17 protein-coding genes, 1 tRNA gene and 2 pseudogenes are annotated in these 18,998 nt (G+C 56.2%); 10 read left to right on the top strand and 10 right to left on the bottom strand.

Annotated elements, in window-relative coordinates; all coding sequences use genetic code 11:
* Window positions 1-9: 9 nt before the first annotated feature.
* Window positions 10-1,365, bottom strand: coding sequence for a BID domain-containing protein (locus RQI55_RS22780; protein ID WP_311273583.1), 1,356 nt, complete (start codon window positions 1,363-1,365; stop codon window positions 10-12).
* 135 nt (window positions 1,366-1,500) lie between these two features.
* Window positions 1,501-1,839: a hypothetical protein gene (locus tag RQI55_RS22775; protein ID WP_311273582.1), complete on the bottom strand. Its 339-nt coding sequence runs from the start codon at window positions 1,837-1,839 to the stop codon at window positions 1,501-1,503.
* A gap of 678 nt (window positions 1,840-2,517) precedes the next feature.
* On the opposite strand from RQI55_RS22775, the gene RQI55_RS22770 reads away from it, so the two are divergent.
* The gene (locus RQI55_RS22770) at window positions 2,518-3,234 is read left to right on the top strand and encodes a hypothetical protein (protein ID WP_311273581.1); all 717 of its coding nucleotides are present in this window, start codon (window positions 2,518-2,520) and stop codon (window positions 3,232-3,234) included.
* A 233-nt stretch (window positions 3,235-3,467) separates the two neighbouring features.
* On the opposite strand, the gene traA is transcribed toward RQI55_RS22770, so the two are convergent.
* Window positions 3,468-6,794 carry a Ti-type conjugative transfer relaxase TraA gene (gene traA, locus RQI55_RS22765; protein WP_311273580.1) on the bottom strand — a complete coding sequence of 1,109 codons (3,327 nt, stop codon included), beginning with the start codon at window positions 6,792-6,794 and terminating at the stop codon, window positions 3,468-3,470.
* A gap of 252 nt (window positions 6,795-7,046) precedes the next feature.
* On the opposite strand from traA, the gene RQI55_RS22760 reads away from it, so the two are divergent.
* The 9 genes and pseudogenes from RQI55_RS22760 to RQI55_RS22720 all read left to right on the top strand — a co-directional run bounded on the left by RQI55_RS22760 (window position 7,047) and on the right by RQI55_RS22720 (window position 14,943).
* The gene (locus tag RQI55_RS22760) at window positions 7,047-7,403 is read left to right on the top strand and encodes a TraC family protein (protein WP_236727974.1); all 357 of its coding nucleotides are present in this window, start codon (window positions 7,047-7,049) and stop codon (window positions 7,401-7,403) included.
* Between the two features lie 356 nt (window positions 7,404-7,759).
* Window positions 7,760-8,338, top strand: a complete 579-nt coding sequence (locus tag RQI55_RS22755; RefSeq protein ID WP_042618666.1) for a cytochrome b — start codon at window positions 7,760-7,762, stop codon at window positions 8,336-8,338.
* A 208-nt stretch (window positions 8,339-8,546) separates the two neighbouring features.
* Complete coding sequence (locus tag RQI55_RS22750; protein WP_052496864.1) at window positions 8,547-9,485, top strand: nucleotidyltransferase and HEPN domain-containing protein; 939 nt, start codon at window positions 8,547-8,549, stop codon at window positions 9,483-9,485.
* Window positions 9,486-9,723: 238 nt separating this feature from the next.
* Window positions 9,724-10,341 carry a type IV toxin-antitoxin system AbiEi family antitoxin domain-containing protein gene (locus RQI55_RS22745; RefSeq protein ID WP_042618665.1) on the top strand — a complete coding sequence of 206 codons (618 nt, stop codon included), beginning with the start codon at window positions 9,724-9,726 and terminating at the stop codon, window positions 10,339-10,341.
* Window positions 10,334-11,206 (top strand): nucleotidyl transferase AbiEii/AbiGii toxin family protein, encoded by an 873-nt coding sequence (locus tag RQI55_RS22740; RefSeq protein WP_042618664.1) that lies wholly within the window; start codon window positions 10,334-10,336, stop codon window positions 11,204-11,206. Before RQI55_RS22745 ends, RQI55_RS22740 begins: the two co-directional genes overlap by 8 nt.
* Window positions 11,187-11,878, top strand: a pseudogene (locus tag RQI55_RS22735) (IS5 family transposase); the annotation flags it as partial. The gene RQI55_RS22740 and the pseudogene RQI55_RS22735, both read left to right, overlap by 20 nt.
* Before the next feature lie 14 nt (window positions 11,879-11,892).
* Window positions 11,893-12,203: pseudogene (locus RQI55_RS22730) on the top strand (nucleotidyltransferase); the annotation flags it as partial.
* Between the two features lie 234 nt (window positions 12,204-12,437).
* The gene (locus RQI55_RS22725) at window positions 12,438-13,904 is read left to right on the top strand and encodes a DUF6880 family protein (RefSeq protein WP_243258687.1); all 1,467 of its coding nucleotides are present in this window, start codon (window positions 12,438-12,440) and stop codon (window positions 13,902-13,904) included.
* 79 nt (window positions 13,905-13,983) lie between these two features.
* A complete protein-coding gene (locus tag RQI55_RS22720) occupies window positions 13,984-14,943 on the top strand; it encodes an SHOCT domain-containing protein (protein ID WP_236727973.1) in 960 nt (319 codons plus the stop codon).
* A gap of 155 nt (window positions 14,944-15,098) precedes the next feature.
* Here the strand turns inward: RQI55_RS22720 and RQI55_RS22715 are convergent.
* From RQI55_RS22715 to RQI55_RS22685, 7 genes are all read right to left on the bottom strand, one after another.
* Window positions 15,099-15,188: transfer RNA gene (locus tag RQI55_RS22715), tRNA-Ser, on the bottom strand.
* A 77-nt stretch (window positions 15,189-15,265) separates the two neighbouring features.
* Window positions 15,266-15,790 (bottom strand): ClpX C4-type zinc finger protein, encoded by a 525-nt coding sequence (locus RQI55_RS22710; protein WP_311273579.1) that lies wholly within the window; start codon window positions 15,788-15,790, stop codon window positions 15,266-15,268.
* Between the two features lie 360 nt (window positions 15,791-16,150).
* The gene (locus RQI55_RS22705; RefSeq protein ID WP_042618646.1) at window positions 16,151-16,648 is read right to left on the bottom strand and encodes an RES family NAD+ phosphorylase; all 498 of its coding nucleotides are present in this window, start codon (window positions 16,646-16,648) and stop codon (window positions 16,151-16,153) included.
* A gap of 8 nt (window positions 16,649-16,656) precedes the next feature.
* Window positions 16,657-17,007, bottom strand: coding sequence for an MbcA/ParS/Xre antitoxin family protein (locus RQI55_RS22700; protein WP_042618645.1), 351 nt, complete (start codon window positions 17,005-17,007; stop codon window positions 16,657-16,659).
* 203 nt (window positions 17,008-17,210) lie between these two features.
* Window positions 17,211-17,531, bottom strand: coding sequence for a BrnA antitoxin family protein (locus RQI55_RS22695; protein WP_042618644.1), 321 nt, complete (start codon window positions 17,529-17,531; stop codon window positions 17,211-17,213).
* Window positions 17,528-17,776 carry a BrnT family toxin gene (locus RQI55_RS22690; protein WP_042618643.1) on the bottom strand — a complete coding sequence of 83 codons (249 nt, stop codon included), beginning with the start codon at window positions 17,774-17,776 and terminating at the stop codon, window positions 17,528-17,530. Before RQI55_RS22690 ends, RQI55_RS22695 begins: the two co-directional genes overlap by 4 nt.
* Window positions 17,777-18,289: 513 nt before the next feature.
* On the bottom strand, window positions 18,290-18,508 hold the full coding sequence (locus tag RQI55_RS22685) for a hypothetical protein (RefSeq protein ID WP_243258689.1): 219 nt from the start codon (window positions 18,506-18,508) through the stop codon (window positions 18,290-18,292).
* Window positions 18,509-18,998 lie beyond the last annotated feature (490 nt).

Raw genomic sequence — 18,998 nt, 5'->3', positions numbered from 1 at the left:
CTTACCGTCTCACATCTTCAACCCCAGACCTTTCCTCAGGGACTGTTTGAGCTCGTATTGTTGTGTAAGCTCGACCCTATGGACCCGTTCAACGATGCGGGCAACGTATTTGATCTGATCGAGTTTATTGGCAATGTCTGGCTCCAGGCGTAACGGGTCCGGTTTCAGGGTGCGCGGATCGGCGCTGCCAAAGCGCTGCTCGAGCGCGGCTGTAATTGTGCGGGCTTCGGCAAGAGCCGTTTGTCCCTCTGGCGTTGTCAGAAGATGCTTGAGGAATGTCGGTCTGTCTTCAAGTGCCAGGCTGTCAAACTGGTGCAGAAGGGCTTGGCTGCGGAGTGTCAGCCCTGGGATTTCAACGATGTCCTGGCGCTCACGTTTCCAGGTTTCTGACTTGCGCTCGGCTTCAAGACGACGCTGCCAGGTGTTGGCCGCGGATAGCACGTGGTTGCCAAGGGCCTGTGTGTGATGGCGGGCAAGCTTGCGCTCCTTGTTTTCGCCGAGAAGCCCGACTTTACCGCGCAGGGGTCCGAACTGCTCGGGGGTCTCGATGAGCGATCTTGCCAGGACGCTCGCCTCAATCCCCTTGTCTACGATTGCGGCACTCAGCGTTGCTGCCGCCTGTTCAGGATTGACGTAGACCTCTCGACTGACGGAGCGCACGTCTTCCATAGCGCTGACCAGATTGGGCAGAGCCTTTTCACGGGCGATGTCTTCGACAGTGCCATCGTAGAAACGAACGGCGGGAATGAGCGGGGCAGGAACGTCTGCGGGGGCAACGAGACGCGCACCCTGATCGGCTTGAACGTGTTCTAGACCGTACGCGGCGTCGAGGGCGTTGAGAGCAGGACCGACCAGATCGTAAACTGGCTCCTCGTCAGCCTGCCTGCGTTCGTGTGGCCGATCCTGCGTCTGGCCCACCGGCCGCCCGGTGAGGCGCTGAACGTCGTGCGCCACAGCTGTCGCGACTTCAAGTTTTATCTCATCTGTGTCGTTCACCTTTGATGTCAACCCGCGCCGCTCGGCAAAGACGTTGGTATAATCAAGCGTCGTTTCCTTGGCGCCGGACCGGCTCATGCTGGCGACGATCTCTTTCATGTCGGTCAGCTCATCGCGACCGGCATAGAGCCTTGCCTCATGACGATGACGGGTCATGGCGACATAGGTGAGATGCCGGTCCATGGTTGAGGATGCCATGACGAAGGCCCGGTCGACGGTGGCGCCTTGTGCCTTGTGAATGGTGGTGGCGTAACCATGGTCAAAGGATTGGTAATCTTTGACTGGTATTGAGACAATACCGGTGTCCCTAACCCGGTCCCCTGATCCGTCGAGCCGAATCTGTATTGCGTTCGGCTCGACGGCCTCCACTTAATATCAGACCGCCTGTATCGACCTACAATCGCTTTATGGGCTGGGCAATGAAAATTGGTTGCGCTATCCAGGGCACGAAAAGAACGAATGGACCGCGCCAAGATTTGATTGACGCAGTTGCGTTGACGCGCGTCAATGCCTGCTGTCGGCGCTTCTGTAGCTGGCCGAACAGTTGCGAGCCACCCTCTCCGGGCGGCTTCTTGGCTTTTTCGCAAGCTGCTCTTCGATATCTAGGTCCAGATCAAGCGCTGAAACTCGAAGCTGTTTAGCGATTTGACCTCGAAGGCTCTCAAGGGCGAAGAACCTGTCGTTGAGTTCTAAGGCGCCCGTGATCTTGTTCTCATTCACGTCGAGAACGTCAATGACCGAGAATAAGCCGCCTGCTCCTACGCGGTTTGAATAGCCCCGCGTTTCGTAGACATTCTCGGGTTCCGTTTTCTGTTGCTTTTCGACCTCGACGGGCGAAAGCATCGAGGTTCTGACATGTTAGCGCTCTGGGTCGTGCAGCGACAGTGGCAAAATAACTTTTGCTAAAAAGCGTTCGATTTAGAATGTTGATCTTTTTAACGAGTTGTCGATGGTTCAGATCCCTTCAAGGCGATGACAACTTTTCCCTATCCGGGGTCTGGGGTAGCAACGGAAGAGCAAGCTACGAAGGATTTCCCGTCGAGCCTTTGCCGTTCTCGATTGTCATATTAAAATGCGTCGCGTCCCTGAGTGTCGCTCTGTAATTAACACGAGCCGCCAGTATGAAAGCTCTGTGAAAGAGGTATCATACTGTCAGTCCTTGGGCTTGGCACCCGAAATATTGTCCTTATTGATAGTCGCCTCGCGGCGCTCTAGTTCGTTTTCGACAGCTTCTCGGATGAATGCCGAGATCTGGTAATTACCGACCAACGACGTGATGCGCTCTCGAGTCTCGGAGGACAGGCGTACCTTAGTTTCTAAAAAATTAAGTGGTGGACGTCCCATTTAGATTAAGCACCATTCCACATTTAGCACTGGCAAAGAGAAAATAATCGACATAAAGGTCCCCGTTTATTGACAAATAAAATGGGCCCGTTTATTCTCGGTCCCCAAGGCGGCTAAAGGATGTGTTTGCCCACGTCCTCCAGCCTGACCACAACCTAGCTGTCTGGAGCTTAGATCATGGCTGATTCTGAGAATAGCAGAACTTTGTCTATAAGTTCGCGTGGAAAAAAGCGTTCAACGAGCAGCGCATCGAAAAAAATGCCGTATGTGATTAACCGGCGAAACCTTTTGCCTGTTGCTGCACGCGTTTTGGAAGAGCGCCTCGCCGAAATCCCCCGCCGCACAGTGAGTGGTCCAACACGCGTGAACGAGCTTTGGCCAAAATGGTGGGACCTTCATCAACAGCGCCTGAAGGCCACTGCTTTGCGTGAAAGTCTCGAACAGCAATTGCTTGACGAGATTGGCGGACGACCCGAGGTCCGGATCGATATTGGCGGGGAGGGGGAGCCGCGAATTGCCGCGTCTTTGAAGGAGATCACCGCTCTGACAAGCGTGATCGGAGAAGAGCGCGTTTCGCAGGCAAGGGCGTTGTTGCGGCAGCGGCGGCGGCAATGGGAGAGAGCCAACCAGCGCATTGGCTATACTGCGGCACTGCATGATGAAGAGCACATCAAAACGTCAGAAGGGATTTCGGGCCGAGTGTTACTCGTCATGCAACCGTACCATCTCGTTGAGATGGCTGCCAAACTCCATTGCCTGTTGGTCATGAAAGATCCTGATCTGAAACTGGAACAAGACCCATGGCCACATTTGCGCATGATGCTGAAGGAAATTATTCGGCCGCGGGTCTCGAAGCTGCTGCTGGATGGTGAGCCGGCAGCGGTGAATAGCTGATGTCGACGTTGATCATGCACATCGGGGCCAGGGTTGGCTTTTGGAGTGCATTGAAACACCAGAAGCTTTGGTCAGGAGAGGTATTCGTCGTCTGCGGCCTGCGAGCAGTTCCATTGGTCTGTGCCGGACGGCTGGTTTGGCGGGAGGTTTTTTAAACGATGTTCAGTCACACACACTGTTCGCGCCAGTCCAAAGAGTATGTGTGGTCGTTGACTGGATGATTGCTTCCCCGGTCATTTGAGCGAGAGCCCTTGGCTCTTGGTTTGCCGTAGCGTCTCGGCCTGTTTGAGAGCTTCGGTCGTTCGTTCATGCGCGCCAAGTTGCTGCACCGTCCGCATGAAATTCCAGGCGGACTGGACCTCCGCCTTCTGGCCGGTCGTCATGCCTGCTGTGACGGTCTCGAACGTCTTGCCGTCAGTGTCTTTCGCGGCCAAGGGCAGGAAGGTCCGCTCCCCGAAACGCTCGGACACAGCCCGGGCGAAGCCTTCGAGTTCGGCCTTCACCATTTTGTCGGCAAGGGCATACTCGAGGCCAGCCGGCAAATCGTTGCGATCGATCGCGTCACGCACGCGTTCAAGCGTTTGCTTAGCGGCTGGAGAGAGTGCCGGAATGTCGACAGAAACCTTCAGCCGGACCGCGCGCTCTTCCTTCTCATGTTTGACTTCGGCCTCGGCCCGCTCACGAAGGTAACGTTGAAGATTTCTGGAGAGCGCCGGCACATTGGCGAGCGCCTTTTCCCGGTCCTGCCTGTCGACACGGCTGGCGAAAAGACCGGTCTTTCCCTTGAGGGTGCCGAAGCTTTCTGGCTCGTGCGCGATTTTTGCCAGGGTGGCCTGTGCGACCGAATGGTCCTTCACCATGGTGTCGACATCGATGGCCTTGAAGGCTGCTTGCGGGTTCGCATAAACGAAATGGAAGCGGGTCGAGACATCGTCCCATTGCGTCTTGAGACCGGGGTCCGCGGCGAGTTTGTCTTCGACAGCCTGGTCGAGCGATGTCGGGAAGATGGTGATGCCTGATACCATGGGCCTGGCCTCCTTGATTGTATCGCTGATGGCGTGTTTGTTGCTGCCGCGGGCAAGCCCAAGCGCTGTGCCGATGGCGGCAAGACGGGTACCGAGGTCGGCGAGTTTGTCTTTCTGCCGGACGGCCCATTGAAGACGATCATGTGCGATCGTGCGAGCGACGTTCATGAGGTGCAGGCCGCGGGCCTCGGCAAATCGCAAGGCGTGGCCGTAGAACGATGCCTTCTCGTAGTCGAGGGTCGTCTCCTTGGCGTTTTGGCGCGACAGGATTGGAATGAGGCCGCCCGCCTTGGCAAAGGAGCGACTGCCATAGTAGACCGCGAGGTCCTCACGATGGCGGGTCATGGCCACATAGGTGAGATGCCGGTCCAACGAGAGGGATGCCAGGACTTTCACCCGGTCGACAGTGGCACCCTGGGCTTTGTGGATCGTCGTCGCATAACCATGATCGAGAGTGTTGTAGACGCGCTGCTCGACCGTGACCTGGCGACGATGCTCGCCGTCTCCAACCTCGGCAACGATCCGGCCGGGTGCAGCCTCACGCACCTTTGCGAGCATGCCGTTCTTGACGCCAAGGCTGCCCTCGTTCTTGAGGAACACGATCTGGTCGCCTGTTGCGAACATGCGAAATCCGTCCTCTGTCCTGAACACAAAGCCGTCTTCGAGAACACCGCGCTCGACAAGTCTGGCGCGGGCCATGTCGTTGAGCTTTCGCACGTCACGACGAAGGTGTGCGAGGATCAGGCTGGTCCTGGAAGGATCGTAGTCGCGATCCCAATCGGCGATCAGGCGCTCGACCGCCTGTGCCTTGAGGTCCGATCCCCTGACATGTCCATGTGCGCCATAGGCATCGACCGCCTGGCTGACGTTACCGCGCGCCAGGTCGAGCGAAGCGTCGCGCATCCACTGCTGGCGCTGACGATAGATCGTCTCGAGTTCGGCATAGCCGATGCGATCGGCGATCGCACGGAAGGCGGCACCCGCTTCGATCGGTTGAAGCTGTTGCGGATCGCCGACAAGGACGAGCTTGGCGCCGGTCTTGGTAACGGTTTCGACCAACAGCGCCATTTGCCGTGACGACACCATGCCGGCCTCGTCCAGCACGAAGACGCATCTGTCGTCGAGCTGGTTGCGGCCCTGGTTCCAGCGAAGCTCCCACGACGACAGCGTGCGGGAAACGATGCCCGCTTCCTTCTCCAAACCTTCGGCGGCTTTGCCAGCCAGGGCACCGCCGACCACACGATAGCCCGCCGCTTCCCAGGCTTCACGCGCCGCCTTCATCATCGTCGTCTTGCCAGCGCCAGCGCGGCCGATGACAGCGGCAATCCGCGTGGGCGCAGCGACATGGCTGATCGCCGTTCGCTGCTCATCCGACAGACGGGAATGGCGCACAAAGGTCGCCTGCAGCACAGCCTTTCGGACGCTATGAGAGGTGCTGCCGGACAGCCAGGTTGCACGATGGGCCATCCCGGCTTCAAGCCGGATCATCTCGCGCGTGGTGTACTTTGCTGGAGAACGAATGCCAGTCGTAAAGTTGATCCGCTCGCGTTCCAGCCGGAGCGCTTCAGGGTTTTGCAGAATGCGGACCATCAGACTTTGGAACAGAGCGACATCGTCGATATAGCGGTGCAGAACTTTAGCAACATCGCGTTCGTCGAAAACGCTCTTCTCGCGTGTGATCAGGTCGAGCACGATCTCTGGACGGCGCTGGATACGACGGGCGTTTTCGCTGCGACGCTGCTCCTGGATCTCGATGCGCTCGAGGTTGATAGCCGGCCTTTGCTGCTTCCGATCGGTCTCCTCGGCCTTGCGCTCGATGGCTTTGGTGCCGACGCCGAGGTGAAGGGTTGGCTCGAGCTCGATCCCCTGCTTTTCGAAGGAACGGCCATCGATGCGGATATCGAGACCGGCAAGCGCCAGATGTCTGTTCTGGCAGGCAAACCAGCCGTCGCGAAACGCGTTGAAGTCCTGCGTGTCACCGGCCCATAGCTGATAGACGATCTTGCCGGCATCATTGCGGATTGGCGTGCCATCCGGGGCTGTTACCGCGACCTTCTTTGAACCGAAACCGTCTTCGGTCAGCGGGCGCAATGTGGTCATGAGATGGACGTGGGGATTGCCGGGAGCATCGTGGTAGACCCAGTCGGCGACCATGCCCTTCGCGGTGATGTGGCTTGTCACAAAGTCGCGCATGAGCGCGATGTTCTGGTCAGCCGTCAACTCGAGCGGCAAGGCTATGGTGACGTCCTTGGCGAGTTGTGCGTCGGATCGCTTCTCGAAGTCCTCCACCTTGTTCCAGAACGCCTCGGATGCGCCGGCGACCGAGCGATCGGCCATCATGCTGCGCACCCATTCCGGTGCATCGACAGGGATCACGAATGCCTCATGCAGGAGCCCCTGCTTGCGGGTGTAGTCGATCGTCCGGGCTTCCCGCTCGAACTCCATCCTGGCGCAATGTCGGTAGGCCGCCGACAGCACGGCGCTACGGCCGGAGCCACGGGCGACGATGCTGACGGAGAAGTGAGGGACGGCCACGGCGGAGTTCTCTCCCGGTTGCGAACGACATCAAAGGGTTCGTCGGGAGCGGCGGGCCACCAGGCTCTGTCAGCAACACGTCGCGCCAGCGACGTATAATTGCGCCCTTTGAAGCCGTCCTTGCGAACGGCAGGGATCATTCCCGAAAGCATCGCCGTTGGCGATTGTAGGATTCACAGTAGTGCGTCCGGCGCTCCATTCCGAAAAACTGGGTTTGAAAGACAAGCTTTGTCACCCAGGAGACGATCGGACATGAAGAAGCCATCCTCGAAAATCCGCGATGAAATCGCAAAGCTGCAGGAACAGCTCAAACTTGCCGAGACGAGAGAAGCCGAGCGGATCGGAAGGGTCGCGCAGTCTGACGATACGACTGATCACGATGGCCTCAAGCCATGGCTGAAACGCGAGCTTGCTGCCTTCCTTGGTCGCGATGCCGATCGCGTCTTGTTTCGAGATCTGCTCTGGCAAGAGGAAACAACTAATGGGGATGATGCAGCCGATGCGCGCGGCAGAGTGGGCGATAGCCAGAACGCAAATAACCATCCAAAGCCAGACGATGCTTTGAGGATCGAGAGGGACCTCGTGATGACGGGAACGCGCTTTCCATAGCGCTGTAGTGACCAGCAGACGGGCGGGCGTCTGGGGCTACGGCAAAGAGGATGTTTGACATGACACGACGTTGGACCATTGCGAACCCACTGGCGCTGTTGCCGTCACCATCGAACGCAATTAGAGGCAGGGCTGAGAAGTGCAGCATTTGACAATAACGGATGACTGGACGCTCAAGAGGGATTGCGGGATGAGCCTGTCCTGACGGGAACGCGCTTTCCATAGCGCCGTAGTGAGCGGCAGGACGGGCGTGCGTCTGGCGCCATCGGGTGAGGGAACGCAGCCCAGGATCTAACGAACGATCCCGATCGGATCCCAGCGTTGCGCTCTGCGCCATCGGCAGCTAGAGGCAGGCAATGATAAAGAGGAATTTTCGCATGTGGCTGGATACGCCGAAGCATTATGGTCTGATCAGCCGGACCTTGCATTGGACAATGGCCTATCTTTTGATCTGGCAGTTTGTCGTCATTTTGACCTGGCGATTGTTCGGGGATACGGAGTTGGTCAGGACGGTCACCTCGCTTGGTCCTGGCCATGGCACCGTTGGCCTTTTGGTGATCGTGCTTGTCTTCATTCGCGCTATCTGGTGGACCGTCAATCGCAACCGTCGCCCGGTTCAATCGGCAACCGTTACCGGTCGTGCAGCCGCTGTTGTTCACGCCAGCTTTTATCTTCTGATGTTTAGCATTCCGGCACTGGCGCTGTTGCGGGCCTATGGCAGTGGCAAGGGGTGGGCACCGTGGGTTCCTTCAAGCGGGATAGAGGTCATGTGGATGATAAAGCCGGCTGATCTTCTTCATAGTTTGCTGGCATGGGTTTTGTCGGTTCTGATCGCAGGCCATGTCACCATGGCGCTCATTCACCGGTTTGCGTTGAATGACCAAACGCTTGGACGGATGGTGGGAAGGTTGGCCAGGGCCCAGACTGATGAGTAACCAATCACGTTGATGACCACTAGACCAGATCTGAAAAACAGGGTCGAAGACGCAGATTGGTCAATGCCTCTGAGAGCCTTTGTGCAATGTGTGTCAAAGGCCTGGTGGGATTTCCTGCAGTTGTTGTTTCGGTTTAACTGTGTCAGATTTTTAGAGCCACCATTCAGAGAGTCGACGTCGATACCGCCAACGCCAAGAAGCCGCTACCATGATGAAGTCCTCCCTCAATCATATCCCGCCGCGCAAGCAACGTGAACTCGCCCGTGCGCTGGAAATCCTGCACGAGGAATTCGAGGATGCGCTGGGCGAAGGAACATCTGACTTCAAGAAGCGCGGGCGCATTCTCAAAATTATCCTGTTCGGCTCTTACGCCCGCGGCACCTTCGTTGACGAACCGCATACGATGAAGGGCTATCGCTCTGACTTTGATCTTCTGGTGATCGTCAACAATCGCAAGCTGACCGACTTTGCCGAATACTGGTACAAGGCAGCCGACCGTCTGATCCGCGACAGCTTTATCGAAACGCCGACGCAGTTCATCGTGCACTCACGTCGCGAGGTAAACACGCAGCTGAAGGAAGGCCATTACTTCTTCTCGGATATCCGCAAGGAAGGCATTGTTCTCTACGAGTTGGATGACGAGCCTCTGGCTGAGCCCAAACCGCTCACGGCGGAAGAGCGGTTGAGAGTTGCGCGGGAGCATTTTGAGGAGCGGCTTCCAAACGCTCAGCGGTCCCAGCAAACTGCCGCGTTTCAGCTGGCCAATTCGGCGACTGACATTAAGTGGCGAAAAGATGCTGCGTTCGCGCTTCATCAAACTCTCGAGCAGGCCTACTCCTCCGTTCTGCTCACTCTGACAAATTATGGTCCGCCATCGCACAATATTAAGTTCTTGCGCTCGCTGACTGAGGAGCAGGACCTGCGTTTGGTTGAAGCCTTTCCGCGCGACCAACACCGCGAGCGGGCCTGGTTCAACACGATCAATGAGGCCTATGTGAAGGCAAGGTATTCCAAGCATTTCGAGATCAGTGAGGAGGCGCTTGTCTGGCTTGGGGAGCGGACCGCGCATCTGCTTGAACGGGTAAAGATCGTCTGTGACGAGCATATCGCAACGCTGGAGCGGGACGTGCTACCGGTTGAAGGATAAGGGCGCGCGGTGATCAACGCCGAGCTTCGCAGGTTCAAATCCTGCCCCCGTAGACAACGATCCTGCGATCCCATTAAAGCCCCCTCGTGGGGCTTTTTGCGTTTTCTGGCTTCAGATGTCGCATTGGATGTAGAGTAGGAGCGCTCGGTTGAAAACTGCTCGCTAGAGCTTTCCTTCAACGTCGAAATTTGATATGAAACCTCGGATAGTACATCCTTAGTTCAGAGCTATTGTATCAATGTCTCCATCTCTCCCCCAGCGCCAGATCGCCCACGCATTACTTACGGCGCGTGGGATCGCGCGCCTTGTCGAGCTGCGCGACGCTGGCGTAACGGCTGCCACTATGAGCCGCATGGAGCGGGATGGAGAGGTGCTCCGACTTGCACGCGGCCTTTACCAGCTCTCCGACGCAGCGCTCGACGCCAATCACAGCCTAGCTGAGGCCGCCAAGCGCGCACCTAAGGGCGTCGTCTGCCTTGTGTCGGCCCTTGCATTTCACGGCCTGACCGATCAGCTTCCGAGACAGATATGGCTGGCCATCGGCCAGAAGGACTGGCCTCCCAAATCTGACGGTACACCCATTCGTATCGTGCGGTTTACCGAAAGACTGCTCAATGAAAGCGTCGAGACCCATATTGTCGAGGGTGTGCCCGTAAAGGTCTTTGGGATCGTCAAAACAATCGCGGACTGTTTCCGATATCGCAACAAGATCGGTCTGTCGGTGGCGATCGAGGGCCTCCAAGAGGCGCTCCGCCAGAGCAAGGTCACTCCCGGCGAAATTGCTAGGCAGGCCGAGCGAGGAGGGGTTGCCACTGTGATCCGGCCGTATCTCGAGGCGCTGACTGCCAATGGTTAAGGAGATTAGGAATATCGGCGCCTCGGTGCGCGCCCGCCTGCTGCAACTCGCCAAGGCAAATGACCAGAGCTTCGACCTAGTTCTGACACGCTTCGCCCTCGAGCGGCTGCTCTTCCGGCTCAGCCAGTCACGACATGCCAAGCGCTTCGTGCTGAAGGGCGCGATGCTGATGATGAGTTGGTTCGACGATCCGCACCGCGGCACGCGCGACCTTGATCTGCTGGGTTTTGGCGATCCGAGTGCTGAGCCGATGCTGGCGACGTTTCGGGAGATCCTGACGCAGGAAGCCAGCGATGGCGTGGAATTCGACGCTGACGCACTTCGCGTCGACCGTATTCGCGAGGAACTGGAGTATGGCGGGCTGAGGCTGAGGACGACGGCCTCGATCAGCGGTGCCCGGATCAGTCTGACGATCGACATCGGCTTTGGCGATGCATTGGAGCCTGGTGCCGAAGAACTGGACTATCCTTCAATGCTCGATTTCCCAATGCCCCGACTACGGGGCTACGCGCGGGAAACTGTCATCGCCGAGAAGTTCCAGGCGATGGTGGCGCTGGGGCGTTCCAACACCCGGATGAAAGATTTCTACGACATCTGGATTCTCAGCAGGTCGTTCGATTTCAGCAATGACAGGTTAGCACAGGCAATTGCCGCCACTTTCGAACGGCGTGAGACGCCGATCCCCACGGCCCTACCGGATGCGTTAACAGCAGCATTTGCCAAGGATCAGCAAAAGCAACGGCAATGGCGAGCGTTTGTTGAAGACGTTGCCCATGATCCGGGTGAATTGATGGATGTCATCACGGAGATCGCTGCATTCCTGATGCCTCATGCCGTTGTAGCCGCGTGGCGTGCCCCGTGTTGACGACCGGCGGGTGATCAACGGCATCTTGTGGCGCTTCCGGACGGGCTCGCCCTGGGCAGACGTTCCGGATCGATATGGCCCGTATACAACCTGCTACAACCGCTTCGTTCGATGGCGCAAGGCGGGTGTCTGGGATCATGTTCTTGGCGAGATTTCAAAGGCATTCGATGGCGATATCGTCATGATCGACAGTTCCTGTGTCCGTGTTCACCAACATGCGGCCACCGGAAAAAGGGGGATCAAGACGATGGCTGCATGGGACGTTCCCGTGGCGGCCTGACGACAAAAATCCACGCCGTTGTCGATGCCGATGGCAGACCGATCCGCCTGGCACTCAGCGCCGGCCAAGCCCATGATGGCCGAATGGCCGAGCCGATGCTGCAGACGATTACCAAGGGCACGATCCTGCTCGCTGACAACGCCTACGATACCAGTGCCATCAGAGCATTCGCAAAACAACGGCAGGCATGGGCCAATATTCCTGCCAAGAGCAATCGGAAAGGAAGCTTCCCCTTCAGCCGATGGGTTTACCGGCAGCGCAATCTTGTCGAGCGCTTCTTCAGCACACTCAAGCAGTTCAGAGGCATTGCCACCCGTTACGACAAAGACCCGATGAACTTTCTCGCCGCCGTCAAATTGGCAGCAGCAAGAATTTGGATCAGATCGTTATGAGTCTATGGCCTAGTCTAACGCTGACCAACTACGGACCGGCTTCCCATAACATCAAGTTTTGTGTTCGCTTGCTGAGGAGCAGGACCTGCGTTTGGTCGAAGCTTTTCTGCGCGACCAACATCGGGAGCGGGCTTGGTTCAACACGATCAACGAGGCCTATGTGAAGGCCCGGTACTCGAAGCATTTCGAGATCAGCTAAGATGCGCTTGTCTGGCTTGGAGAACGGACCGCGCATCTGCTTGAACGGGTCAAACAGGTTTGCGAAGAGCACCTGACAAAACTCGCAGAGAATGCGAATGAAAAGGGGTCTCAAACGGGTGGTTAGTCATTCGCGCTCTAAACGCGTCAGTTGCTTTGCAGAAATGGCAATCCCTGACGACGCGCCGGTGCTTGCCAGCGTCCTCTAAGCTTCCTGGCCGTTGCCATCTCAATCTCCGTTTGCGATCGACATGACGCGTAGGATGCCCCGTTAAGGAGGCCAAGGATAATTCCAGCACGCCCGCCTTTGCCAGAAGAACCAGACAGGTTAACGTTGAGCGAAACAAATCGAAGATGACGCATGGCAGCCAAGACCACACTCAACGCGAAGAACCTCGAGGCACTCGGCGCACAAAGGCTTGCCGAGCTTCTCATTGAGATCAGCACCGGCAGCGCCGCACACAAGCGTCGTCTGCGAATGGAGATCGCTGGCACCCATAGCAGTGCTGATGTTTCCAGAGAGGTTCGTAAGAGGCTTTCCAGTATCATGCGCGCTCGCACATTCATCGATTGGCGCAAGGTCAAGGCAATGAAGACTGACCTTGAGACCCAGCGCAAGACGATCGTCGCTACCGTTGCGCCGCATGATCCTGTTGAAGCTTTCGAACTGATCTGGCAGTTCCTGGCGGTCGCCGATCCGCTGTTTGGGCGGTCGGACGACGGGAGTGGTTCGTTGATCCAAAGCTTCCATCAGGCATGCATTGATGCCGGGGCGATCGCGAAGGCTGCGAACATCGACATCGACGTGCTGGCCGAAAAGATATTCAAGGCATTGCAGGACAACGGCTATGGTCAGTTTGACCGGCTGATCACTGCCATGATCCCAACGCTGGAGAATGATGGCCTTAGGCGCCTCAGAGCGCTCTTTGTGACCTGGTCGAAAGAACCAAAAGAGAAGGCTCGCAAGACGGACCGGACAGTCATGGGCTGGAGCAGTGCTGGCGCGATCTACGAGGACGAGCTTTACGGCAACCACAACGACCTCACGATCCGTATCGCTCTCCAGGAAATCGCTGACGCCTTGGGTGACGTGGATGCCTATATCGCACAACAGCCTGAAAAGACACACGCAGCGCCTATGGTTGCAGCAGACATCGCCCACCGCCTCGTGTCAGCGGGACGAGCCGAAGAAGCTCTGAAGGCGCTCGACAAAGTCGATACGAGCGGACGAACGGATGTCCCATTCGAGTGGGAGTTGGCCCGCATCGAGGTTCTGGAAGCACTCGGACGTGGTGAAGAAGCTCAGGCATTCCGGTGGAGGTGCTTCGAGCAGTCGTTGAACGATGAGCATCTGCGCGCCTATGTCCGACGCCTGCCCGACTTCGATGATCTTGAGGCAGAGGCGAAGGCGTTCAGCTACGCTCAGGCATTCCCGAACGTCCATCGTGCTCTGCACTTCTTCCTGCGATGGCCGTCGCCAGCAGAGGCGGCAAACCTGGTAATGAAGCGAGAGGCGGAGCTGGATGGCGATCTCTACGGACTGATGACGGCAGTTGCAGACGCGCTTTCCGCGAAATACCCGCTACCAGCGACCGTTGTCCTTCGATCCATGATCGACTTCACTCTGAGGAGTGGCCGGTCGAGCCGATACAAGCACGCAGCACGACACCTTGCAGAATGCCGATCGCTGGCGAGCCAGATAAAGGACTTTGGGAGCATACAGTCGAATGATGCTTATGTAGCTTGCCTGAAACGAGAGCACGGACGGAAGTCGGGTTTCTGGAGCCTGGCGCAGTGGTCCCAACCTGCGATTGCCAGTGTCCTCTGAGTTTTCGGCTAGTCTCCATTCTGATCTCCAATCGACTTCGAAGATCACGCACAGGATGCCACCGAATGGAGGTCCGACTATGATCCCGGCGGATTTTGAAACTCAAGAGTCTTGCACCAACTATGTCTGTCGATGTTGCCCGGAGTTGTGCAAAGCCTATCTTCATGGCTTCGCAAATGTAATAAGAAAACTTCGAACAAATGGAGCGCCGCTTGTGATCAGAGATACTCAGGAACAAAGCATTGTCGATGGCTTATCCCAGCGACACGGCGTCAGCCAAGGTGTCATCGAGCATCTCACAATGGCGTTGATTGCAGGCAACACCAATCAGGCGCAGTTCAATCACTCCGAACTCGGCGGGATGGGACAGTGGTCGAATGGCGGCATGATCATGGTCGGTGACATGTTCAACAATGGTCTGAAGCACCGGGTTGATATGCTATGCTCCGAAATCGCCGATTATATAAGGTCGGGTAAGCTATCTGGCCCGAAACTAGATCGGCCTCATCAGTCTCAAAGCCAGGGAAACGGAAACAGCTTTTTCTACCAGTCAAGTTCGCAAAACAGTTCTTGGCCGCAACATCTCGGGCAGGCTTCGTCAACTGGTGCCCAGAACAACCTTCGCTACGCGTTCTTTCCGGCAAGCCGCCGGTTGGCCATCGATGTCAATGGACAGATCACTGTTTACGATACTCAAGACCACAACATAGGCGGCTTTTCCCAGCAGCAGAGCGGGGACCAGTCATTAACCTTCACGTCTCAGCATGGTCTTATCCGGGTGGTTGATCTCGATATCGTCCCGACCGTCGGCAGCCCTGAGACGCCTCAAGTCACGCAGAGCGCGGCACCGAATCCAGTGCAGCCAATACCAGTCTCGCCTATTACGCCTCCAGGCGCGAGCGTCGTTCCAGACCAGGCGGTTTTTCATCAAGACGATATCATCAGCAAAATCGAGCGGCTCGCTGGTCTGCGTTCGAAGGGGATAATTTCGGACGAAGAGTTTGCAGCCAAAAAGACGGAGCTGCTTGATCGGCTGTGAAGTTGGCAGAAAGGAAAACGCGCGGGTCGACATCACGGGAAGGCTGGCGCTGAGTGGGAAGTGCCGTGGCTGTGGCGTTGACAAATGGCAGCCGAATGATCAAGCACTGATAAAGGCCATGTCTTCGACCGAAACCTTGCCGCCCAAGGCCATTATGGCGGAGAGGGTGGGATTTGAACCCACGATACCCTTGCAGGTATGCCGCATTTCGAGTGCGGTGCATTCGACCACTCTGCCACCTCTCCGCGGGCACGAACTGTGAGGTTCGTGCGGGCGTTCTCATAACCAGCAATCAGGGTGGTTGCAGTGATACGTGCGCCGGTTAGAGGATTTCACTGGGCCAAGGTGCCGCCAGTGTGGCGGAGCGTGGTGAAGGCACATCGGTTGACGCCAGACGGAGGTAGGTCTGGGTGAATGTCTCTCTGAAAATAGCGATATTCACATTGTCTCTGGTTCGCACGTAAACGGTCAACCCGTCAACTGAATCACTTTTTGCCCATCCATAATTCCAGCCTATGAGCTCCGTGTTTAATTCCCCAGCGCACCACTGGAGGTCATCATCAATCTGGCGCCTATGTTGTGGGAGCAGGCATGCCTGATGTTGATAAAAGATCGAAAATGTGTCGATCGTGGTGCCGGTCATCTCTTGAAAATAGCTGGTGAGGTCCCAATCTACGGCGATCCGCGCGCATGAGGCACAGATCGCCACTCCTGGCCCGGCAATGATATTGCCGACGCCGTCCTGCCGGGATTTTCCGCAGAAACTACATATTACAGCGTTGTCGCCTTGGCCGAAGAGCACGCGGCGCGCTGCAAGCAATCGGTCTTTTATAGAGAGCTGGTTCATACGGCACTCGCTCTTGAACTGACAACCGGTCATTGTGCATAACTGTTCGTTGCTGCCAAGACGAAAACAAGCCATCCACCCTCATACGCCCTTAGCAACAACGGCTGTGCCTTCTCAAAGTCCGCCATCGACTTCAGCGTGACCTGTAAGTCGCCCGTGCCAAAGTGGCCAACATTCCTGACGTCACGGGTTAAGCCGCTTTCGAGTGCCGCAGAACTTGGCTCAAGCTTGAGAAAAGCGTCACAGTTCGCGCCTGTGGGTACGGGTTGCCGTGTCAGGCTGCTTCCAGTTCCCTGATGTTAGCAAGGTCCGGCTCAAGCGTGGCTCCGGTGATCCTGTGATTATCAAGATGGAATGTTGCTATTGCGACAATCGCCGTTCGTCGTCGATCAACGTCAGGCGAGGTGGAACTGATCCACGCCATGTCCAGAGGACGATATTGAGGTCGGCATCGGTGGCGCCTGGAGCAAAGCTCCTGACGACCAGGCCGCAGAAGCCTGCGCTCTTCAAATCGCGCGCCAGCCGCTGTGTCGGGGCTTGACCGAGAACTTTCATATCGTCGCGCCAAGTTGTCGCGCCAAGATCTTGAGGGTTGATGCCATGGTCCTGCAGCGCGTTCGCGTCACGGGTATCGAACAAAGGCTCGAGATCGGCCTCATAGGAGACAAGAGTGGTTGGCTGTAGGCTTCCTGCCTGATTTGCTTCCCTCAGTGCCGTCATGATGGTCAATGACGTATAAAGCGCGGGCGTGCCCTTAGGGTTAAATCTGCCGCCGTAAAGCTCTGCACCTCGTCCGGAGAGCGGTTCGCGAGCGTAGACGGGGTTGAGTGCTCGATAGAGCTTACCTTTGTACTGCATCGGTAATGTCAGGCATGCACGCCAGCATCGATGGCATCGATATAGTCGAGCACTTCGTCAGCGCGTCCATCTCGAACAAGCTGCATTGCGGTGTGCCCGGAAAAGCCAGAGAGAGGTTCTGAGCGATACCAGGCGTATGCCATGAGCGCGGATCCGAAGCGGGTCTCAACTTTATTGACGACTTCGATCATTTCGCGCAGACGCCGCTGTGTTTTGTCGGATCTGATACGCTCCTTGCGCTGGACTGCATCCTTGCCGAGGCCAGCACTACGGGCGATGTCGTCGCTTGTCGTGTGAAAAACGTCAGCGATTTTTCTTGGCGCAAACAGGCCATTGTCAGCATATTGAGCAAGAGCCATTTGAGATACCCATCGATAATAACGTTAATTATGACGCAATATAGCGTCAATATAATTGGCTTTCAAGTGTTAAGCTCTGTCCAGTTTGGATGAGTGCTGCGCGCATCTGATGAGAGTAGGATAGTCTTCGTGGTTTTTTCCCGGCCACGTTTCGCGCCAACGGTAGCGCGGCGGCGGGCCGGGGTCGTCGTGATACTTTTCAACTATAAACCGTTCACTTTCCTCAAATCGTCGTTGAGGCGCGATTGCCAACCCCTGCCCGTTTCCTTGTAGTGCTTGACGAGATCGGGGTCGAGGCGGATCGTCACGGGCGTTTTGGTGCTATCTGCTGGCGGTCTGCCTCGACGGGACATTTCCCGGTTGATGCTTTTGGCTAGTTCGGGAAAAGCTTCGCGAAAAGGCTTTGCCTGCGCGATCTCCTCGTCGGTGGCTTCCGGTGCGTCAGGATCGGCGGCGATCATCCGTTGCACTTCGGCTTCTTCTTCGTTTGATAGCGGACGTTTTGACGCGAATTTGACTGTCATGACAGCTTCCTTTCCTTGTTGCTGGCTGGGCGCATTGAGATGACAGAAAGAGCTTGCGATCCCAGGGGGCGGAAAACGACCGCGATGATGGTGCGGCCCTGAAACTCACCTATTGCCATGAAGCGTTCGGCCTTGGTTGGAAGGACGATAGAGGTCGCGAAGAACTCGATTGTCAGGTCCGCGAAATCGAGATTGTGTTTCTCGATGTTGGCCAGCCGCTTTGTTTCGTCGTAAGTGATTTTCATATACTGTACGTACAATAATGAACTGGACGTTGCAAGAATTATCGTACGTACAAAAAAACCATTCTGTTTGATCCGGGTGGCTTAAGGGGCTCTTTGATACTAAATTTCTATGCGTTTTCTTGAGCGGTCCCGGTGGCACTCTTTGCCACTGCGGCGGTAAAAAGCGCCGCACCCGCATACGATCTTACTTTTTCGTCCGGACCAGGCGGTGAGCACAGCGCGGCAATAGCCTGGGAAGGTAGAACCCCCGGCATTTCTCACCTTTTGGTGGTCTCCAGAGGGGCGTCGATCCCGGATCAAGGTGTCAGGGAGGTTATAGAGCAGGTTCGAGCGGCCGTAGACCGGTGGCCGCAATTTGCTGAAGACGTTCGGCTACCCAGATCCCGTACTGTTGAACTCGACAAATTCCTGAATGGCAATCGGCTGGCTGATCAAAAGCGATGAGGCACAGAGTTGCGGTGACATGTTTCCTGATGTGTGATCCGGTGATTGTTAAGATGGCGGCGTTGGCGATCAGAGGGTCGACCGTTTACCTCTGTAGGTGATTGGTGGCGGAAGAGCCTCATGGGCTTGTGCAAGCGTTTCGAGCCATTCGGCCAGACCGGCAGGGACGGCTTCATTGCCCGCTTCCGGGGCCTCGATCCAGGAAAGTTCACATTGCAGAGCGGACGCGATATTGATTGGCGTCCAGCGGATGACCCGCAGGCATTGATTAAAGCGGTCTGGCGACATGGTGATTTTCATTGTCCCTGTAATATCGAGCGATGTTCGGCTAGTCGATTGTGAGAGTCAATCGATTTTGCAACCTTTGGGAGGTGCAGTGCTCCACGCGTTTTTGGGTATATTTTCTATATGATTGTTAATTTATACATAAGTGACGATATTTATACTCCAAATAAAGAATATTTTTTCACTCTCGGGTCGGATGAAGATGTGAACTAAAAAGTATACAATCATTATCCTGGAGAGGTGCTTTTATATGTAATATCTTTGATCGGGGCGGTTTTTTGGATGGAGGAGTGCGTAAACTCGATGGGCAATCAGCAATGAATTTAGGAAGATCTCGCATTTATATAGATAGCTTATAGTTTTATATAGATTTTGCGATTGATCTGGGGGGAGGTTTGCGAGTGAATAGGATGGAGTTTGGCGGATTAAGTGGCGATCCAATTGATGGCTTGCGATTACAATAACAGTATCATGATACTGTTATTGTAATCGC

The organism is Rhizobium sp. WCS2018Hpa-16 (assembly GCF_031843705.1).
Taxonomy (GTDB): Bacteria; Pseudomonadota; Alphaproteobacteria; order Rhizobiales; family Rhizobiaceae; genus Agrobacterium; species Agrobacterium tumefaciens_C.
Note: the sequence above shows the minus strand (reverse complement) of the source record. Positions and strands in the feature narration are given on the sequence as shown.